13 protein-coding genes are annotated in these 18827 nt (G+C 61.7%); all 13 read left to right on the top strand.

Annotation, left to right across the window (positions count from 1 at the left end):
- The first annotated feature begins 11 nt into the window (after positions 1 to 11).
- Positions 12 to 1115 (top strand): sialidase family protein, encoded by a 1104-nt coding sequence (locus tag AC24GY_RS26665; protein ID WP_487689250.1) that lies wholly within the window; start codon positions 12 to 14, stop codon positions 1113 to 1115.
- Positions 1116 to 1122: 7 nt separating this feature from the next.
- Positions 1123 to 2322, top strand: coding sequence for an SGNH/GDSL hydrolase family protein (locus tag AC24GY_RS26660; RefSeq protein ID WP_487689248.1), 1200 nt, complete (start codon positions 1123 to 1125; stop codon positions 2320 to 2322).
- A gap of 8 nt (positions 2323 to 2330) precedes the next feature.
- On the top strand, positions 2331 to 3146 hold the full coding sequence (locus tag AC24GY_RS26655) for an HpcH/HpaI aldolase family protein (protein ID WP_487689247.1): 816 nt from the start codon (positions 2331 to 2333) through the stop codon (positions 3144 to 3146).
- A gap of 28 nt (positions 3147 to 3174) precedes the next feature.
- On the top strand, positions 3175 to 4545 hold the full coding sequence (locus AC24GY_RS26650; protein WP_487689245.1) for a hypothetical protein: 1371 nt from the start codon (positions 3175 to 3177) through the stop codon (positions 4543 to 4545).
- A 169-nt stretch (positions 4546 to 4714) separates the two neighbouring features.
- Complete coding sequence (locus AC24GY_RS26645; protein ID WP_487689243.1) at positions 4715 to 5566, top strand: aldo/keto reductase; 852 nt, start codon at positions 4715 to 4717, stop codon at positions 5564 to 5566.
- Positions 5563 to 6300 carry a phytanoyl-CoA dioxygenase family protein gene (locus tag AC24GY_RS26640; protein ID WP_487689242.1) on the top strand — a complete coding sequence of 246 codons (738 nt, stop codon included), beginning with the start codon at positions 5563 to 5565 and terminating at the stop codon, positions 6298 to 6300. Before AC24GY_RS26645 ends, AC24GY_RS26640 begins: the two co-directional genes overlap by 4 nt.
- Positions 6297 to 7481 carry a hypothetical protein gene (locus AC24GY_RS26635; RefSeq protein ID WP_487689240.1) on the top strand — a complete coding sequence of 395 codons (1185 nt, stop codon included), beginning with the start codon at positions 6297 to 6299 and terminating at the stop codon, positions 7479 to 7481. The genes AC24GY_RS26640 and AC24GY_RS26635 overlap by 4 nt, the downstream gene beginning before the upstream one ends.
- Positions 7478 to 9952, top strand: coding sequence for an alpha/beta hydrolase fold domain-containing protein (locus AC24GY_RS26630; protein WP_487689238.1), 2475 nt, complete (start codon positions 7478 to 7480; stop codon positions 9950 to 9952). The genes AC24GY_RS26635 and AC24GY_RS26630 overlap by 4 nt, the downstream gene beginning before the upstream one ends.
- A gap of 149 nt (positions 9953 to 10101) precedes the next feature.
- Complete coding sequence (locus AC24GY_RS26625) at positions 10102 to 11589, top strand: hypothetical protein (RefSeq protein ID WP_487689236.1); 1488 nt, start codon at positions 10102 to 10104, stop codon at positions 11587 to 11589.
- The gene (locus AC24GY_RS26620; RefSeq protein ID WP_487689234.1) at positions 11586 to 13253 is read left to right on the top strand and encodes a phosphate ABC transporter substrate-binding protein; all 1668 of its coding nucleotides are present in this window, start codon (positions 11586 to 11588) and stop codon (positions 13251 to 13253) included. The genes AC24GY_RS26625 and AC24GY_RS26620 overlap by 4 nt, the downstream gene beginning before the upstream one ends.
- Before the next feature lie 301 nt (positions 13254 to 13554).
- Positions 13555 to 15066 carry a glycoside hydrolase family protein gene (locus AC24GY_RS26615; protein WP_487689232.1) on the top strand — a complete coding sequence of 504 codons (1512 nt, stop codon included), beginning with the start codon at positions 13555 to 13557 and terminating at the stop codon, positions 15064 to 15066.
- A gap of 5 nt (positions 15067 to 15071) precedes the next feature.
- On the top strand, positions 15072 to 17354 hold the full coding sequence (locus tag AC24GY_RS26610; RefSeq protein WP_487689230.1) for an aminotransferase class III-fold pyridoxal phosphate-dependent enzyme: 2283 nt from the start codon (positions 15072 to 15074) through the stop codon (positions 17352 to 17354).
- A 332-nt stretch (positions 17355 to 17686) separates the two neighbouring features.
- Positions 17687 to 18820 carry a right-handed parallel beta-helix repeat-containing protein gene (locus tag AC24GY_RS26605; RefSeq protein ID WP_487689228.1) on the top strand — a complete coding sequence of 378 codons (1134 nt, stop codon included), beginning with the start codon at positions 17687 to 17689 and terminating at the stop codon, positions 18818 to 18820.
- The last annotated feature ends 7 nt before the right edge of the window (positions 18821 to 18827 follow it).

The raw sequence follows: 18827 nt of genomic DNA, 5'->3' as shown, positions 1-18827 counted from the left end.
AAGCAAGCATCATGAAACTCATCGCCCTCTGTTGTCTCGCCATCGCCTGCATGGCTCACGCCGAAAGCATCATCACTTTCAATCTTGATCCCACCAAGGAGAATCCGCGCAACTCCGAAGGCTCCTTCGCCACGCTCGCCTCGGGTCGCATCATCTTCTGCTACTCACATTTTTACGGCGGCGCGGGGGATGAGAGCCCCGCCCGCATCGTCCGCATTCATTCGGATGATCAGGGCCGCACCTGGAGCCCGCCCGTCACCGTGGTGGAAAACACCGGCGGCGACAATGTGATGAGCGTCTCCCTCCTGCGCCTCGCCAGCGGCAAGCTCGCCATGTTTTATTGCATCAAAAACAGCTGGATCGACTGCCGCCCGCACATGCGCATCTCAACAGATGAAGGCGAGACTTGGACCGAACCCAAGCTCGTGCAGCAGGCCCCCGGTTACTTCGTGATGAACAACGACCGCGTCATCCAGACCAGCAAGGGCCGCATCATCATCCCGCTGGCCTTTCATCGCTCTCGTGGCACCGATCCCAACACGAGCAAATCTTGGGACGCTCGCGCCATCGCCATGTGGATCTATTCCGACGACGAAGGCGCCACATGGACGGAATCCTCCAGCTGGTGGGCCATGCCCGTGCGCAGCGGCAGCGGCCTGCAGGAGCCCGGCGTGGTGGAGCTGGCAGACGGCGGCCTCTTCTCCTGGTGCCGCACCGATCAAGGCGCGCAGTACGGCTTCTTCTCCACCGACGCTGGCAAAACATTCTCGCCGCCGGTGCCCACGGAAATGAAATCTCCGAACGGCCCCGCCAGCATCAAGCGCCTGCCCGGCAGCAGCGACCTGCTCGCCATCTACAACGACCACTCCGGCATGTTTCCGTTCCCTCCCAAGAAGCGCAATCCCTTCGTCGCGGCCATCTCCACCGACGGCGGCAAGACCTGGCCGAAGCGCAAGCTCATCGAGAACGACCCAGACGGCCTCTATCACTACACCGCCATCCATTTCGTCGGCGATGCCATGCTCATCGGCTACTGCGCTGGCGACAGCAAAGTCGGTGCCCTCAATCGCCTGCGCATCCGCCGCATCACTCTCGACTGGCTGAAGCAACCCTGATCCTCCCATGCGCTCACTCATTCTCCTCCTCTGCTTCTGCGCCAATCTGCTTCCCGCAGCACCGCTCAAAACCGCAGCCTTGCTCGCCGCAGGCAAGGAACCCGTCCGCATCGTCTGCATCGGCGACAGCATCACCGGCGTCTATTATCACAGCGGCGGCCGCCGCGCGTATGCCGAAATGGTTCAGCTCGCGCTCCAGCAGCTCCACCCCCAGGCGCAGCTCAGCGTGCACAATGCCGGCATCAGTGGCGACACCACCGCAGGCGGCCTCAAGCGCCTGGAGCGTGACGTGCTCGCGCACAAGCCCCATCTCGTGACCATCATGTTCGGCATGAACGATCTGGTCGGCACACCCGTGGACACCTTCAAAAAGAACCTTCATGAAATGATCACCCGCTGCCAGAAAAGCGGAGCCGAAGTCGTGCTGTGTACGCAGAATTCCATCGTCGAAACCCCGCAGCGCCCCTGTGCCCGTCTTGCCGAATTCACGCAGGCCATTCGTGACGTGGCCAAAGAAGAGACGCTCGTCGTTGCCGATTGCTTTGCCGCATTCGAGGCCGTGCACGCCGCCGATGCTGCCGAATGGAATCTGCTCCTCAGCGATACCATTCATCCCAACATGGCCGGTCACAAACTCTTCGCCGAAACGCTCGCCCAGACCATCACCGGCCGCACCGTTTCACTCCGCGATATCGGCCCACCCGCGTCTCCGCTGTCGCACACCTTCGCCAGGCTCAAAGCCGGTCAGCCCCTCCAAGTGCTCGCCATGCCTCCATATGACACACTCATCACGCCTGCGTTGCAGCGCCTCTATCCTGGTGCCGTCGTCAAAGTTACGCCATGGCCCGTTGCAGGCCAGACACTCGCGCAGCTTGAAGTCTCCGCCCGCAAGGTCCGCAGCATGAAACAAGACCTGGTCCTCATCGCCGTGCCTGCCGAACTCCCGTTGCAAGATCCGCTGCAGTTTCATCACGATTATTCATGGATCATGAACTGGTCCCTTAGCTTCGGCGTACAGGAATGGGATGTGGTGGTGGCCTTGCCTTCCGTCGCGAAACCCACGCTCAGCCCAGAAGAACGCCGCCACGAAGCTCTCGCCCTGCGCCTCATCCAAGCCCAGGACCTTTCCATGGTCACACGGCGTAGCGGCGATAAGTCTCCATTACTCGAAATTCTCTCCACCTGGCTCGCCCAACATCAACCCTGACCCCTTTTATGAGACGCTCCAAAGTCCTCGCCAAAATCCGTTCCGGTCAAGTCGCCCGCATCTGCTGCACCGGCTCGCCCATCGCCTTCTTTCCGGCCATCGCCGCACATTTCAAATACGACGGCATCTGGCTCGATGCCGAGCACCGCGTGTGGGACCCCCGCGAAGCCGAAACCATGCTGGGCCGTCATCACGCCGCGGACATCGACTGCATCTGGCGATCATCGACGAAGGAAAAAAACGGTCTCTACCGGCTGCTCGAAGACGGTGCCGCCGGGCTGATGATTCCCCATGTGGGCAGTGCGGAAGAAGCCCGCGCCTTGGTAAATGCCATGAAGTTTCCGCCGCTCGGAGACCGCGGCTTCTGCGGCGGTGGCCGTGATGCCGACTACTGGATCGGCAAGCCCGACGACTACATCGAGCAGGCGAACCGCGAGACCTGCTTGGTGGCTCAGATCGAAACCCCCGCAGCACTTGCCAATGCCGAAGAAATCGCCGCCGTGCCCGGTGTCGATGTCCTCTTCCTAGGCCCTGGAGACATGTCCCTGCGCATCGGCTGCACGCCTGCCGTGAATGATCCGGTGATGATGGATGCGCAAAAACAGATCGCCGCCGCCTGCCGCAAACACGGCAAGACCTGGGGCCGTCCCGTGGGCTCCGCTGCGGATGCAAAAACCATCATCGAGCTAGGCGCTCAGTTCGTCGTGCTCGGCAGCGAGTTCGGCGCACTGCACGCGCATCTCAGCGCCTGTGCCGCCGACTTTGACACCGTGCTCAGTGAAATCTCCGCCCAGACCGCCATCCCCACGGGCAAGACATACTGACGAGGCGCGTTTGTTTCATCTCGTCATCATGAAAGCCCTCCTCGTTCTCGCGTTTCTCCTTTCACCCATCTGCTTGTGGAATGCAGCACACGCCGCCGAGCCCGTGCGCATCGCGACCTTTGATGTGGATGCCACGCCACCGCTGGGCTCAGCCATGGCCTATGATCCGGTGAAGCGCGTGGATGATCTCACCCTCCGCTGCCGTGGCATCGTCATCCTTGGCAGCGGTCAGCCCATCGTGCTCTGCGCGGTGGACTGGATCGGCATTGCCAATGAAGGTCACGATGCCTTTCGTTCCGCACTCGCAGAGGCGGCGGGCACCGTGCCGGGCCGCGTGGCGGTGCACACCCTGCATCAACACGACGCCCCAGGCTGTGACTTCACGGCGGAGAAGCTCATCCAGGAACTCGGCGTGAAAGGCTACACCTGCTTTGAGGGCACCTTTCATCGCCAGGTCATCCAGCGCGCAGCGGATGCCATTCGCGCAGCCTTACCCAATGCCCAGACCGCCACCCATTACGGCTATGGCGAGGCCGTGGTCAAAGAAGTGGCCTCAAACCGCCGTGTGGAGCGCACTCCGGAGGGCAAGATCGGACGCATGCGCGGCAGCGCCTGCAAAATCGAAGGACTCATCTCCCTGCCCGAAGGACTCATCGATCCCGTCGTCTCTCTGCTCAGCTTTTGGAACGGCGACAAGCCCATCGCCGTGCTCAGCGCCTACGCCTGCCATCCGCAGAGTTACTATCGCCTTGGCATTCCCAGCCCGGACTTCCCCGGCATCGCGCGCTTCATCCGCGGGCAGGATGTGAACGCCGCACTGCATGTCCACTTCAACGGCGCTGGTGGCAACGTCGCCGCCGGCAAGTACAACGACGGCACGCAGAGCAACCGCGTCATCCTCGCCACCCGTCTCGCCGCCGGAATGCGCGAAGCCTATGACAAGACCACCAAGCTGCCGCTCACAGCCGCCGAAATCGGCTGGGGCTCCGTGCCCGTGAAACTGCCACTCTCACCCCGGCTCAACGAAGAAGATCTGACCGCCAAGCTCAAAGCCACCGAAGCCAAAGGCTACATCTCCTTCGCCGATCAGCTCGCCTTTGTGCGCCGCAGCAAGGCCGGGCAGGGGATCGACATCACCTGCCTTCAGGTGGGCGACTCACGCATGCTGCACCTCCCCGGCGAGCTCTTCGTCGAATACCAGCTCGCCGCCAAGGCCATGCGTCCCGATCTCCACGTCATGATGGCCGCCTACGGCAACTACGGCCCCGGTTACATCGGCACCGCCGCCGCCTATCCCGAAGGCGGCTACGAAACCGGCCCCACCTCTTCAAACGTCGCGCCTGAGGTCGAGCTGGTGCTGACGTCGGCCATGCAACAGTTGCTGGGAGGAAAGCCGTGAGGAGCCTGCGCTGCAACGCTCGAACGTCCTGGGTACATGGCAGGGCGGGCTGTTCTCAGCGCGCCTCCGCCGGAGCGCAGAGCTTTATAAGAGTCATTCACGAAGTGCTCCGCATCCAGCGTCACCTCGGCTCGCGCGCCCGCTTCATTGGCGAAAGCATCCAGTTTCCATGAACCTCACAACCATCACGCCCGCAGCATTGCCGGTCAGCCTGATCGGTCTCGGCTGCGTGACTCTGGGGCGTGAGATTGACGAGGCCGCCTCCTTCGCGCTGCTTGATCACGCCCTCGCGCGTGGCGTTCGTCTCTTCGATACCGCCTCTGCGTACGGCGGCGGAGCCTCAGAAAGCATCTTCGGCCGCTGGCTGGCCTCTCGCCGCCCCAGTGGCATCACCATCGCCACCAAGATCCTGCCTCCGTATGATCGCATCGACATCCGTGCCAGCCTGGAGCGCCTCGGCGTCGATCAAATCGATCTGCTCTATTTGCATCAGTGGCATGACAGTGTGCCCGCTGCTGGCCCCGCGCTCGATGAACTCCTGCACTCCGGCAGGGTGAAGGCGCTCGGTCTCAGCAACGTCACTCTGGAGCAGCTTCAGGCCGCAGGGCCGCGCTTCAGCGTCGTGCAGAACAACCACAACCTCGCGGTCAGTGACGTGAGCGATGCCTTGCGTGAGCACTGCGCGGCGCGCGGCGTCGCCATCGTCACCTACAGCCCGCTGGGTGCCGGATTTCTCACCGGCAAACACCAGCAGGGGGTGCAAAGCGGATCGCGTTTCGATCTCGTTCCCGCACATCAGGACGTCTATTTTCACAGCGATTCGTATCGCCGTCTGGCGACGCTTGAAGCCGTCTCTGCGCGCACCGGTCACTCGCAGGCGCATCTCGCCCTGGCCTGGGCGCTGCATCAGCCGGGCATCGCCTCCGTGCTCGTCGGTGGTCGCACACCGGCGCATCTCGACCAGGCCTTCGCCGCCCTCGATCTCGATGACCGCGCACTCTTTGCCGAACTCTCCGCATGAACACAGCCCACGTTCAACTCCTCGCCGACTATGAGCGCGACGGCGTCGTTCTCATTCCTCAGTTTCTCACCGCTGACGAAGTGTCCGCCGTGCGCGCCGAGCTTGAGCGTTACATCCGCGATGATCTCAGCGCACAGCCCGCCGATGCCCGCACCTTCGAGAAGGATGAGAAGACCGTGCGGAATCTCTGGCGTCTCGAAAAATACAACGAGTGGTTTCGCCACCTTGGCGAACGCGAGGACATCCGCGCACTCGTCGCTCCGCTGGTCCATGGCGATCCCATCTTGGTCGGTGTCGAGACCTTCAACAAGCCCGCCCGCATCGGCTCCGGCGTGCCCTATCACCAGGACAACGCCTACTTCTGCCAATCTCCACCGGACATGCTCACCGTCTGGATCGCCATCGATGCCGTCACAGAGGCGAATGGTCCGGTCTTCTTCGTCAAAGGTTCGCACAAGGACGGCATGCAGCCCACCAAGCCCAGCGGCGTGCGTGGCAACAGCATCGGCATGGCCACTCCGTCTCCCGTGCCGCTCAGTGAACAATTCTGCGGCCTGCTGGCTCCCGGAGACGCCACCATCCATCAGTGCGAAACCATCCACCACTCCGCGCCAAACACCACGGACCATTCCCGTCTTGGTCTGCTGCTCGTCTATCGCGGCAGCCATACGCAGACGGATCCCAAACTGAAGGAAGCCTACGCCGCCGCAGTGGCCATGACCCCACCCGCATGAAAACCGGTTTCCTTGTCCTGCTTCTCGTCGCCACAGGTGCCACTGCGCGTGACATCCACGTCGGCACAGACGCGCCCACCATCGCTCATGCCATCAAGGCCGCGCTGCCGGGAGACGTCATCCATCTCGAACCCAAGGTGTATCGTGACTATGCCGGTTTCTACAACAAGAAAGGCGAGCCCGGCAAACCCATCACACTCGATGGTCACGGCGCGACCTTGGAAGGCAGCGATCCTCTCGATCCCGCGCAGTGGACTGAAGTGTCGCCCGGACTCTTCGCCAATGACCATCTCATCGCCCGCAATGACGACGCCATCATCGGCCGCTGGTTCTTTCTGTGGAATGGGCAGATGCAGCACATGGGCCGCACCTCCAAAGGCCGCAGCGCACCCCTGAAAAAACCTGAAGAACTCCAGCCCGGCGAATGGACCTTCGTCAAAGATCCCTCGCGCGAGAAGCCGCCGTCCAGGCAGATCTATGGCAGCTTCTACCTCAAACTGCCAGCCGGCCAAAAACTCGCCGATGCCCAAGTTTTCGCCCCCTTGCGCAGCGCTGGCGTGCAGTTCAGCGGCGACAATGCCCACCTCGTCATCAGGAACCTCACCGCCACCCATCCCTACAACGACGGCTTCAACATCCACGGCGATTGCCGTGACGTGGTCTTTGAAAACATCGCCGCCATCGAATGTGGAGACGATGGCATCAGCGCGCACGAGTCCGCGCAGTATCGCGTCGATGGCTTTGTCAGCATCGGCAACAGCACCGGCATCACCGACACCGGCACCGCGCAGACCAGCTACACCAATGTCTTCCTCGCGAAAAACATCGGCTTCGATCTCTACTTCCTCGACGAAGGCCGCTACACCCTCACGAATGCGCTGGTGTTTTCATCGGCACAGAACCCGCTCTCCATCACAGGCCGCACAACCGGCGACTGCCGGATGCAGATGAAGAACGTCTTCATTCGCCGCCTTGCTGAGCCCCTCACCGGCAGCGTCGCCCTGCGCGCGGTGCTGGAGGCAAAGCACTGCACCTTTGAAAACATGGAGATCAAAGTCGCCGGCACCGCCACCTGGGGAAACTGTCTCATCAACGGCAAATCCTTTCCGGAAGGCAGCGGCTCAGTGGGCGCTGACCTCCATGAATTGATGAAGCTCGTGCCGAAAGATTTCAAACCATGAAGACGGCCCTGTTCATCTTCATCCTCCTCTCGGTGCTGATACCTCTCAGCGCGCAGGAGACCTACCCGCCCATGCACCGCCTCACCTGGGAGGAATATGTGGGCACACTGACGCATTGGCGGCAAAAGTTTCCCAAGACCATGTCGCTCGAATCACGCGGCATCAGCGGCCAGAACATGCCCGTGTATTTGCTGAAGATCACCGATTCTTCGGTGCCCGTCGCAGACAAGCAGGTCTGCCTCATCACCACCCTGCACAGCGGTCCTGAGCGCACGGGCACCACCGGCGCGCTCGCCTTCGCGGAATGGTGCCTCAGCGATGATCCCCTGGCGGTGGAGACGCGTAAAAAACAAATCATCCTCGTGATGCCCTGCGTGAATCCGCTGGCCATGTTTTACACCGACCGCTTCCGCAATGAGCACGGCGTCGATCCCTACACCGGCAGCGGCCGCATCGGCAAGCTCTGGGATGTAAAGACGCTCACCCTCACCAAGCCCGAGGATGCCCCAGAACTCATCGCCGTGCTTTCTGTCATCGACGACTACCAGCCCGAAGTTCACGCCGACCTGCATGGCACCGGTCTGCAGGAATACGCCCCCGCGCAGCTCGGCGCACGCCGCATGTATCACGGCCAGATCATGACGGAGGTCACCGGCGGCGCGTATTCAAACTACGCCCTGCGCCCCTGGGACTGGCGCGTCACGGAGGCCATGATCGATGCCGGGCGCGCAGCGGGATTCCCCTCCGATCGTTTCGAGGCAGATGCACAGCGCACCTTCTGGGGCCCCGAGCTCGCACCCCTGGGAAGGAAGCTCTGGCATGGCATGCCCATGTTTTACTCCGCGCACTACGGCTACGCCAAATACCACACCATGCTGCTCACGCAGGAGGTGGCCTGGGAGCAGAGCCTTGTCGCCCGCATGCAGGGTCTCATGCGCATCGGCAACGGCGTTTGGCTGGATGAAAATTCGCCCGGCTATCCCGTGAACCGCATGCGTCACTTCGTCGGCCATTACGTCACCGCGTATGGCGCCACAGCCTCCGCACGCCGCACCAGCCGCGTGGAATTGTGGAATCAGCAAAGCGACTTCGCCCTCGGCTTTCTCTATCCGCAAACAGTAGGCCGCGAGACCTTCGTCGTTGCCACCACGGCATCGGCAAAACATGCCGTCGCAAGCAACGACTTCCGCTCCCTCCTTGACGACTCCGCCACCGAGATCGAGCGCTTCATCAAAACCGGTCCCGAGCTCAAAGTCGCCATGGAGCAAACTCCAGAGCAACTCCTCGCCGCCAAGACCGACGCCAAATTCACCCACGGCATCGGTTTCCGCCTGCGTCTGCCCTATCCCGCGCCCAAACATCTCGAAGTGCGCCTCAATGGTGCCGTGTTAAAGCCAGATGCCGCCGATGGCTACGAAAGCTGGTTCGCCGACGGCTTCACGCAGGTGCAGGTAAACGTGCCCCCGCAGAAGCTCCCCGCCCACGGCCTCTACTTCGTCACCTGCGCCTATGCGCCCGATGAGCAGCGCCCCACCGGCTGGATGCCACCTGCCGAAGTGCAGAAAAAATACGCCACCGAGAAAATCGATGCCACACCCGCGACCTTCACCGATGTGGCCTACGGCACCCATTTCCGTCAGACGATGGACGTCTGGCTCGCGAAATCGAAGCAGCCCACCCCAGTCGTTTTTTACATCCACGGCGGCGGTTGGGCCGCGCAGGACAAGACGGACATCCATCAGCACCTCGACGTGCGCGCATTCCTCACTGCCGGCATCTCCGTCGCCTCCATCAACTACCGCTTCCTCATGGATGCCAACGCCGCCAAGGTCACGCCGCCGCTGCAATGGCCCCTGCAAGATGCCGCGCGTGCCTTGCAGTTCCTCCGCTCGAAATCCGAGGAATGGCACCTCGATAAAACACGCATCGCCGCCAGCGGAGTCAGCGCCGGGGGCTGCTCCTCCCTCTGGCTCGCCATGCACGCTGACATGGCCGATCCGCAAAGCACCGATCCCATCGCCCGCGAATCCACCCGCCTCCTCTTCACCGCCACCAAAGCCCCGCAGGCTTCGTTTGATCCACAGCAGCTCATCGAATGGATCCCCAACAGCGAATACGGCGCCCACGCCTTCGGCTACCCCATGGACAAGTCGCGCAAAGAAACCTTCCCTCTCTTCCTCGCAAACCGCTCGCAGCACCTCGCAGACATCCCCCTCTGGTCACCCATCGCCCACGCCACGGCCGACGATCCACCCGCCTTCATCATCTACACCAAGGACGACAAGCCCCCCGTCAAAGGCCAGCCACAAACCGATCCCAGCCACAGCGTCCTCCATGCCCTCATGCTGCAAGAAACACTGCAGCCTCTCGGCGTGCCCTGCTCGGTCCACTATCCACAGGATGGCAAACCCGCCACCACCCTGCAGGATCTCCTGCTGCAACACCTCAAACCAATCAACCATGGCAACTAGTCTCAAAGCCATCCAGCGCAGAACCCCTCTCCCCGTCCGAAACATCATAACTCTGGGCATCCTTCGGGGAGAGGCCGGGTGAGGGGCTGAACCAAAGCTCCCATAATCTGCCGCACCTGTTTCCTCCGAAACCTGAAAAGTTACCCACCATGAAGCCCGCATCCTCACTCTTCACTTCTCTACTGCTGCTCGCCAGCACTCTCGCCGCAGCCGATTCGCCAATCAACATCGGCAGCCGTCGCGAACTGTTTGCCGATTCCTTTTTGATCGAGAGCTTCAGCGGCACGCACCTCCTACAGCAGACCCCGCGTGATGAAGGCGTGGCCTTTAAGTTTGACCAGCCATGGGAGGGCCTCTTCAGCGGCTACGCCACCCTCGTCACTCTCGCAGATGGTCGCCTGCGCGCCTACTACCGTGGCAAGGCCGTGGCCAACAAAGACGGCAGCGAGGAGGAAGTGACCTGCGTCGCAGAATCCGCCGATGGTCGCCAATGGACCAAGCCCGAGCTCGGCCTTTATGAAGTCATGGGCACCCGCAAAAACAACGTGGTGCTCATGAAAGCGCACACCGCCACGCACAACTTCAGCCCCTTCCGCGATGCGCGCCCCGGCGTGCCCGAGGACGAGCGCTTCAAAGCCTTTGGCGGCACGATGGAGGGCGGCGGCCTCACTGCCTGGAAATCCCCCGACGGCCTGCGCTGGGAAAAGATCAGTCCCGAGCCTGTGATCACCAAGGCCATGGTGCCCTACAAATACATGTTCGATTCGCAGAACGTGCCCTTCTGGTCCGCAGCAGAAGACAAATACGTGGCCTACTACCGCGTCTTTGAGGGCGGCATCCGGCGCATCGTCCGCAGCGAGAGCAAAGATTTCCGCACCTGGTCCGCCCCCGTGCTCATGGAATATCGCAATCCCTCCATGCAGGCCCCGGTCGAGCATTTGTACACGAATCAAACGCACCCCTACTTCCGCGCACCCCACCTCTATGTGGCCATCGCCGCGCGCTTCATGCCAGGCCGCCGCGTGCTCACCGATGAGCAGGCCGCCGCCATTCATGTAAACCCCGGTTATTTCAAAGACACCTCAGATGCCATCTTCATGACCACGCGTCCTGCGGAGGGCTCTGCACATGTCGGCATGTACGATCGCACCTTTCTCGAAGGCTTCATCCGTGGCGGCATCGGCGCACAAAACTGGGTCTCCCGCACCAACTATCCCGCCCTCAACGTGGTGCCCACAGGACCGCATGAGATGTCCGTCTTTGTGAATCAAGATTACGCTCAGCCCACCGCGCACATGCGCCGCTACTCGCTGCGCACGGACGGCTTTGCCTCGTTGCATTGCGGCTACGCAGGCGGCCACGCCATCACCAAGCCTCTCGTGTTTGCCGGGCGCGAGCTCTCGCTGAACTTCTCCACCTCCGCCGCCGGTGGCGTGAAGGTCGGCTTTGAAGACGCGGATGGCAAACCCGTCCCCGGCTTCGGCCTGGAGGAATGTGTGATGCAAATCGGCAATGAACTGGACCGCAAAGTCACCTGGAAGTCCGGCGCGGATGTCAGCACGCTCGCCGGGAAAACACTGCGCCTGCGCTTCTCCATGAAGGACGCCGACATCTTCTCATTCCAGTTCATCCCGTGAAACTTCACTTCATCCTCCTCGCGCTCACCGGTCTGGCGGGTGCTGCGGATACAGCGCCAAAAATCTCCGGCATCTGGATGATGGGCCAGTCCTTGTGCGATGGCTCGGAGTCCCTGCCAGTCGTCACCAGTGCAGACACCGGCTGGGGAAATCTCAGCTTCCAGCGCGGGGTCCGCACCTGGCTTCCCAAGGACAATTCAGCCACACCCGAGCTGCGTCCCGCAGAGTTGTTCAAGCTCGTGCCACTCCGCGCGCAAACCAACGGCGGTCTCGGTGAAACCGTGGCCAATGGCATGGCCGATCATTGGCAGTCGGCGCGATTCGGAAATGATAAAGCACGCGCAGCTCAGGCAGCCTCACGCTTCCTCGTCGCCTGCGCAGGGCAGGGTGGTCGCCAGATTCAGGAGCTCTCCATCGCAGATCTCTCCACCGATCCACGCACCCCGGAGTCACGCCGTCACGGCGGCGGCTACTATCGCGCCAGCCTGGATGATGCACGCCGCGCTGTCTCACAGGCAAAATCATTGGGCTCACACTTCCGCATCGCCGCCCTCTACTGGATGCAGGGAGAGGGCAATGGCGGCCCCACCGGCAGCCTCGTGCCCACACGCTGGGACACCGAACTGCCACGCCCCGCAGGACTCGCCTGGTATCGCGATCAACTCATCGCCTATCGCAAGCAGTGGTCGGCAGACCTGTGCGCTATCACAGGGCAGGGCGGCGAGCTGCCCATGTTCACCTATCAGACCCTCGGCCCTGCCGGCGAAGCTCAGCTCATGGCCGCAGATGCCGATCAAAACATCTGGCTCGTCGGCCCCCATTACGCCGTGCCCAGCGCCATCAACAGCCGCACCAAACCCGACCGCCATGGCGACCCCATCCATCTCTCCGCCGATGGCGAACGCTGGTGGGGCGAGCAAGTCGGCAAAGTCATGCACCGCGTGCTGGATCGCAACGAAGACTGGCAGCCCCTGCGCCCACGCTCTGCAAAACTCGCCACTGATCGCGCCAGCATCCTCCTCGATTTCACCGTGCCACATCCACCTCTCGTGCTCGACACCACCTTCCTCGCACGGCAGGAAATCGCCACCAAGGATGGCTTCACCTCACTCGCAGGCTTTCGGGTGCATGACAGCAGCGGCAAGCCCCTCACGCTCACGGCAGTCGAAGTCATCGCGTCCACGCAGGTGCGCCTCAGACTCTCTCAATCTCTTCCCGCAGACAAATCCTGCGGCATCAGTTACGGACACCCGTATGCCGTAGCCCTCGGTGTCATCGCCTCCGTGCGCGCCGGTCCGGAGCAAAGCGCGGACCTCGTGCTCACCACCAGCGTTTCTGCGAAGCTCAAGCCGCTGCTCGCCGAAGGTGCCTTCTTCGTCGTCAACCTCTCCGGCCCGCCGACCCGCGTCGCCATTCGTGCCGTGAGAGAAGTCAACGGCGTCACTGTGCTGCAGTATGAACCCGGAGAACTCCGCAACGGCGTGCCCTTCCAGCCCGGGCAGCCTCTCGTGGTCCAGCGCTCCTTCAGCTACGGCAATCTGCGCGACTCCGACCCCACGCCCTCCATCCACACCTTTGCCGACACCACCTACGGCACCCGCGCAGGCCAGCCCTATCCCTTGTGGAACTGGTGCGTGCTCTTCTCGGATCTCAGCGCCGATTAAAGTGCTCACGAGCTTCAGCTCGTTCTGGGAAGGCTTTGGAGTTCTTGATGGCTCTACTGGCCCATGACGTCGTGAGGAGGCAAAGCGACTCTCCTCTCCCCACCCATGATATCGCAATGTCCAGCTTGCCCTTTGGGGAGAGGCTGGGGTGAGGGGCCATCCCATATGCTTGCTGACGAAAGGGAGAGGCTCATTGAAGGAAAATGAGTTCGTCGTTGCATGCCGCCGGACGTTAGCTGGTCCGTACACCGGACCAACGTTTTACACTCGCAACACTCTCTCCCGGCTTCACAATTTGCCCATGAAGCTCACCCTTTGCATCCTCGCCGCTCTGACGCTCCATCTTCAGGCTGCCCAACAAGTCTTCTTCGCCTTTGACGATCACAACATCGCCTGGCAGCACAATCTGAAACTCACCCTGGAGACCGCCCAAAAACATCCTGCGAACCCCGTGCTCCGCAGCGGTCCTCCGGGTTCACCCGATCACGGCCACGCCGTGCTCTATGGAACAGTTCTCAAACAAGGAGACACCTTCCGCATGTGGTACCTCGGCATGCACGAGCCAAAGATCGAGAAAGGTCAGGCCCCCGGCTGGTGGCGGCCCATGTGCTATGCAGAGAGCAAGGACGGCATCACGTGGACCAAGCCGGAGCTCGGCCTCGTCGAGTTCAATGGCAGCACCAAGAACAACATCTGCCAGATTGAAGGCGATCCTTACTCCATGACCCGAGTGAATGATTTCCTCTCCGTGCTCTATGAGCCTGATGAGCCGGACGCCACAAAACGCTACAAGTGCGCCTACATCGCCCACATGCCCATCGACGAAGTCAAAGGCGGCCGCAGCAAGATCGGGCCCAATGAGAAACGCTGGGGCTCGTTTGTCACCGCCACCAGCGCAGACGGCCTGTCATGGAAATGCGTCGGCGATCGTCCGGCCAACGCCGGCGGCGAGCGCTTCGAAGTCAGCGGCCTTTATCGCTTCGGAGACTTCTACTATGCGACCGGCCAGCTTCTCAGCCCCTGGTCATGGCGCGCAGATGGCAGCGATATCGGGCGCGACATGCTCGCCTATCGCTCCCCTGATTTCGTCACGTGGTCCAAGGCCAAAGCCTTCGCCTATGCACGCCCCGGCCAGCTCTCCGATCCTCCGGTCAAAGGCCAGCAGATGCACATGGGCGCAGGACTGTGGAATCGCGGCAATGTCATGGTCGGTCTGCACGGCATGTGGCAGGATGCGGAGCAGGCACCACCCAAAGGCAAAAGCTGGAACTACGGCGTGCGCGTGGATCTCGGCCTCATGATCAGCAACGACGGCGTGCACTATCGCGAACCCGTCCCCGGCTTCAAAGTCATCCCTCGCGGCAAAGGGGGCGAGTGGGACGACATCGCCATCCTTCAGGGGCATGCCTTCGTGAATGAGGGAGACAAGACCATGATCTGGTATTCTCACTGGAACACCGGCGGTGAACTGGAGAACATGGACATCGGCCTCGCCACCCTGCGCCGCGACGGCTTCGGCTCTCTCTCTCGCAAGATCGCCGAGGAGGAGGGCCATTTCATCACCAGCACATTCACCGCAAAGGAGATCGCCCTGAATGTGGACGGCCTCACGCCAGAGGCTCCGCTCACCGTGCAGCTTCTGGATCACCTGGACCACCCGCTTGACGGCTACGAAATCAAACTGACCACCAGCGGCGTCCGCGTCCCCCTCGCATGGCCCAAGCCTCTGCCCTCCGGCAAAAAGTTCGCCCTGCGCGTGAACTACCCGGCCGGCAGCGCCGCCAAGGTCTATGCGATCTATCTCAACGACTGACCTCCATGTCCCTCACCCTCGTCACCGAACTCAACGAAACAGATCGCAAGCTGCTTCACCGCGCCATTGACGGCTTCGTGCCGGCCAAGGTCTTCGATGTTCACACCCATCTCTTCCACTCACGTCATTTCGCGCAGGGAAACCGCCCGGTGTTTTTGGAAGAGAATCGCGGCTACGGCATGCAGGACTTCCAGGCCGCCATGCGCCTCTGGCTTCCAGAACGTCAGGTCGAGGGCCTGTTCTTCGGCTACCCCAGCGCAGGCAATGACAGGGCAGGGGAGAATGCCTGGCTGCAGTCCCAGGTGACTGCCACGGGCAATTCCCGCGCCCTCGTCCTCGCCGCGCCGACGGATGACCCCGCCGAAGTTCAGCGACTCCTGAGCACGGGCGTGTTTGTCGGCATCAAGCCCTACCGCCTCTACGCAGACGTGCCAGATACGAAGGAAGCAGAGATTGAATCCTTCGCCCCCGAGTGGATGTGGGAGCTCTGCCATGAGTACGAGGGTATCATGATGCTGCACATCATGCTGGCCGATGGTATCACCGACCCGCGCAATGTATCTGCGCTCCGCCGTCTCTGCCGCCGCTACCCACGCTGCAAGCTGGTGCTCGCGCACGTGGCCCGCTCGTTCAATTACCGCCACGCTCGCAAAGGCCTCCATCACCTCGTTGATCTGGACAACGTCGTCGTGGACACCTCCGCCGTCACCCAGGCCGGAGCCTTCCGCGCCGCGCTGGAGATCCTTGGCCCCCGCCGCGTTCTCTGGGGCAGCGATTACATGGTCAGCGAGCTTCGCGGCTCCTGCATCACGCAGGGCGATGGCTTTACCTGGATTCATCCGGAGATCACCGGAGACAAGCTGACCATCTTTGGCCAGTACACCACCGTGGGCATCGAGTCCCTCCTCTGCCTCCGCGAAGCCTGCGAAGACACCGGCATGACGCCGGGAGATCTGGAAGACATCTTCCGCGAGAACGCGCTGCGCCTTCTCAAACCCGCCCCGGCTGCTCCCTCCGGCCCCCAGCTCTGGGAGGAAGCAAAAACAAAAATCTCCTGCGGCACCGGCCTCCTTTCCAAGCGCGCGCATCTCTTCGATCCCCAGTCCTGGCCCTCCTATTTCTCCCGTGCCAAAGGCGCATTCATCTGGGATCTCGATGACAAACGCTACACCGACTTCACCGGCGGCGTCGGCGCCATCCTTCTCGGTCATGCCGATGATGAAGTGAATGCCGCCGTGAAGCGCCGCGTGAATCTCGGCAGCTACGCCACCCTGGCCTCCCCGGATGAGGTCAAACTCGCCGATGTCCTGCTCGACCTCCATCCCTGGGCCGGCAAGGTCCGCTACGCACGCGGCGGTGGCGAGGCCCTCGGGCTCGCCGTGCGCATCGCCCGCGCCGCCACCGGCAAAAGCGGCATCGCCTTCTGCGGCTACCACGGCTGGAGTGACTGGTATCTCGCCGCCAATCTCGGCGATGATGCCGCACTCGATGGCCACCTGCTCCCCGGCCTGCAGCCCCTCGGCGTGCCACGCGAACTCGCCGGCACCGCCGTGCCCTTCCGCTACAACGACATCGCCTCATTCAAGGCCGCCATGCAGAAGCTCGATGGCAAACTCGCCGCCGTGGTCATGGAACCCATGCGCTCCGAACTCCCGCGCGATGCCTTCATGCAGCAGGTCATCGATGCCTGCCATGCCGCCGGAGCCGTCTATGTGCTCGATGAAGTCACCAGCGGCTGGCGCTATGGTTTCCCCGGGGCCGCCCCCGTTCTGGGCATCGAGCCTGACATCGCCGTCTATGCCAAAGCCATGAGCAACGGCTACCCCGCCGGAGCCATCATCGGCAAAAACGCGGTCATGGATGCCGCAAACAGCAGCTTCATCTCCAGCAGCTACTGGACCGATGGCGTGGGCACCGCCGCCTCGCTGGCCTGCATCGCCAAAATGCAGCGCGAGGGCGTGCAGAAAAAAGTGTGGCAGATGGGCGAGCGCCTGCAGTCCGGCCTCCGTGAAGTCGCCGCACGGCACCCGGACCTCCAGCTCAAAATCGGCGGCATGCCCTGCGCGCCCTCGCTCGCCTTTGCCAATCCGGCCGCGAAGCAGCACATGATCCGCCACATGCTCCAGCGCGGCTTCCTGATGTCCAGCCAGCTCTATGTCACATGGCCCCACACCGAGGCGATGCTCTCAGACATGCTCGCCGCGCTGGATGAATCCCTCGCCATCGTTTCCAAAACTCCCCTGGAGGCCGCACAAGGCCCTCAACAAGCCTTTGCTCGGTTGGTGTGACCGATCATTGGAGATTTCACTGGCAAATGAATGCCTGCACCGGAGAATATAACTGATTTTCTCACCCAAATTCGATCATGCGTCCTTTGGATTGTCCCTTCCTCTTTCTTCGGTTCATCGCATTGTCAGGTGCTTTGTTGTCGGCAAATGTTTTGGAGGCGGCGGTCTATGAAGTCGGTCCAAATCAAGCATGCAGCGACATTGGATCAGTGCGTTGGGAGGCCTTGGTGCCCGGGGATACGGTGCATATTCACTGGCGGCCGCAACCGTACAAAGAGAAGTGGGTTTTAAGTTGCCGCGGCACCGAAACGAAGCCGATCACGATCAGCGGCGTGCCCGGTCCCGAGGGACAGCTGCCGGTGATCGACGGCCAGGATGCAACGACGCGTGCACAGTTGAATTACTGGGGCCAGGAGCGCGGAGTTGTGAAGATCGGGGGATCAAACACTTCGGGGAAATCCGTTCCCGGGTACATTGTATTGGAAAATCTGGACATCAGAGGCGGCAGGGCTCCGTTCACCTTCAAAGGCCGGCGTGGTGTCACTGCCTATGCCAAAGATGCGGCGAGTGTGAATGTGGAGCTCGTTGAGCATCTGGTGCTCCGAAACCTCGCTCTTCATGACAGCAGCAATGGCCTCATGGTCAGTCCGCAGTCAAAAAATGTGCGTGTGGAACGCTGCCACATTTACGACAACGGTAATCCCGGCAGCATTACCGAGCACAACGCTTATACGGAGTGCAATGGAATCGTGTTTGAAGGGAATCACTTCGGCCCTCTGCGGGAAGGCTGTGCCGGTAACAACCTCAAAGACCGCTCCGCTGGCCTGGTGGTGTCATATAACTGGATCGAGGGGGGCAACCGGCAGCTTGATCTGGTGGATGCCACAGGAAACGCCGCGCTCAACGCTTCACCAGCCTATCGCCAAACCCATGTCTATGGGAATGTGATCATTGAGCGTGAGGGGGATGGGAACAACCAGCTTGTTCATTATGGTGGCGACAGTGGCAAGACAGCGGGGTATCGCAAAGGGGTGCTGTATTTCTACCACAACACGGTCATATCCACGCGTTCGCGGTCAGTCGCCCTGTTCCGCTTGTCATCAGAAGAGGAGACGGTGGAGTGCTTTGGAAACATCCTGCATGTCACTTCAAAAGGGAAAAACCTGTCGCTCATGTGCAAGCTGGGACTGCTAAAACTCGGCAGGAACTGGATCACGCAGGGCTGGGTGCCCAGTGTGGACGAGTTTACTGGGAAAATCGAAACACTGGCGGCCTCGGAACAAGGAACTGATCCAGGCTTTGTGTCATTGCAGGATCAGGATTTCACCCTTGCTTCGGCTTCGCCTTGCATCGGCGCATCGTCTGATCTGCCCGCCGGACTGCCGCCCGTCCTGCGTCGTTACATCCGCCATCAGCAGGTGGAGGATCTGCCTGCAAATGGACGACGCAATCTGGGCGCCCAGTGACAGCTTT

It is taken from the genome of Prosthecobacter sp. Pr1 (genome assembly GCF_057652315.1).
This window is presented reverse-complemented; position numbering and strand designations above follow the sequence as displayed.

Bases quoted from the DNA above. Each gene is read 5' to 3' on its own strand.
- AC24GY_RS26665 (WP_487689250.1), top strand. From the start codon at position 12: ATGAAACTCATCGCCCTCTGTTGTCTCGCCATCGCCTGCATGGCTCAC.
- AC24GY_RS26660 (WP_487689248.1), top strand. From the start codon at position 1,123: ATGCGCTCACTCATTCTCCTCCTCTGCTTCTGCGCCAATCTGCTTCCC.
- AC24GY_RS26655 (WP_487689247.1), top strand. From the start codon at position 2,331: ATGAGACGCTCCAAAGTCCTCGCCAAAATCCGTTCCGGTCAAGTCGCC.
- AC24GY_RS26650 (WP_487689245.1), top strand. From the start codon at position 3,175: ATGAAAGCCCTCCTCGTTCTCGCGTTTCTCCTTTCACCCATCTGCTTG.
- AC24GY_RS26645 (WP_487689243.1), top strand. From the start codon at position 4,715: ATGAACCTCACAACCATCACGCCCGCAGCATTGCCGGTCAGCCTGATC.
- AC24GY_RS26640 (WP_487689242.1), top strand. From the start codon at position 5,563: ATGAACACAGCCCACGTTCAACTCCTCGCCGACTATGAGCGCGACGGC.
- AC24GY_RS26635 (WP_487689240.1), top strand. From the start codon at position 6,297: ATGAAAACCGGTTTCCTTGTCCTGCTTCTCGTCGCCACAGGTGCCACT.
- AC24GY_RS26630 (WP_487689238.1), top strand. From the start codon at position 7,478: ATGAAGACGGCCCTGTTCATCTTCATCCTCCTCTCGGTGCTGATACCT.
- AC24GY_RS26625 (WP_487689236.1), top strand. From the start codon at position 10,102: ATGAAGCCCGCATCCTCACTCTTCACTTCTCTACTGCTGCTCGCCAGC.
- AC24GY_RS26615 (WP_487689232.1), top strand. From the start codon at position 13,555: ATGAAGCTCACCCTTTGCATCCTCGCCGCTCTGACGCTCCATCTTCAG.
- AC24GY_RS26610 (WP_487689230.1), top strand. From the start codon at position 15,072: ATGTCCCTCACCCTCGTCACCGAACTCAACGAAACAGATCGCAAGCTG.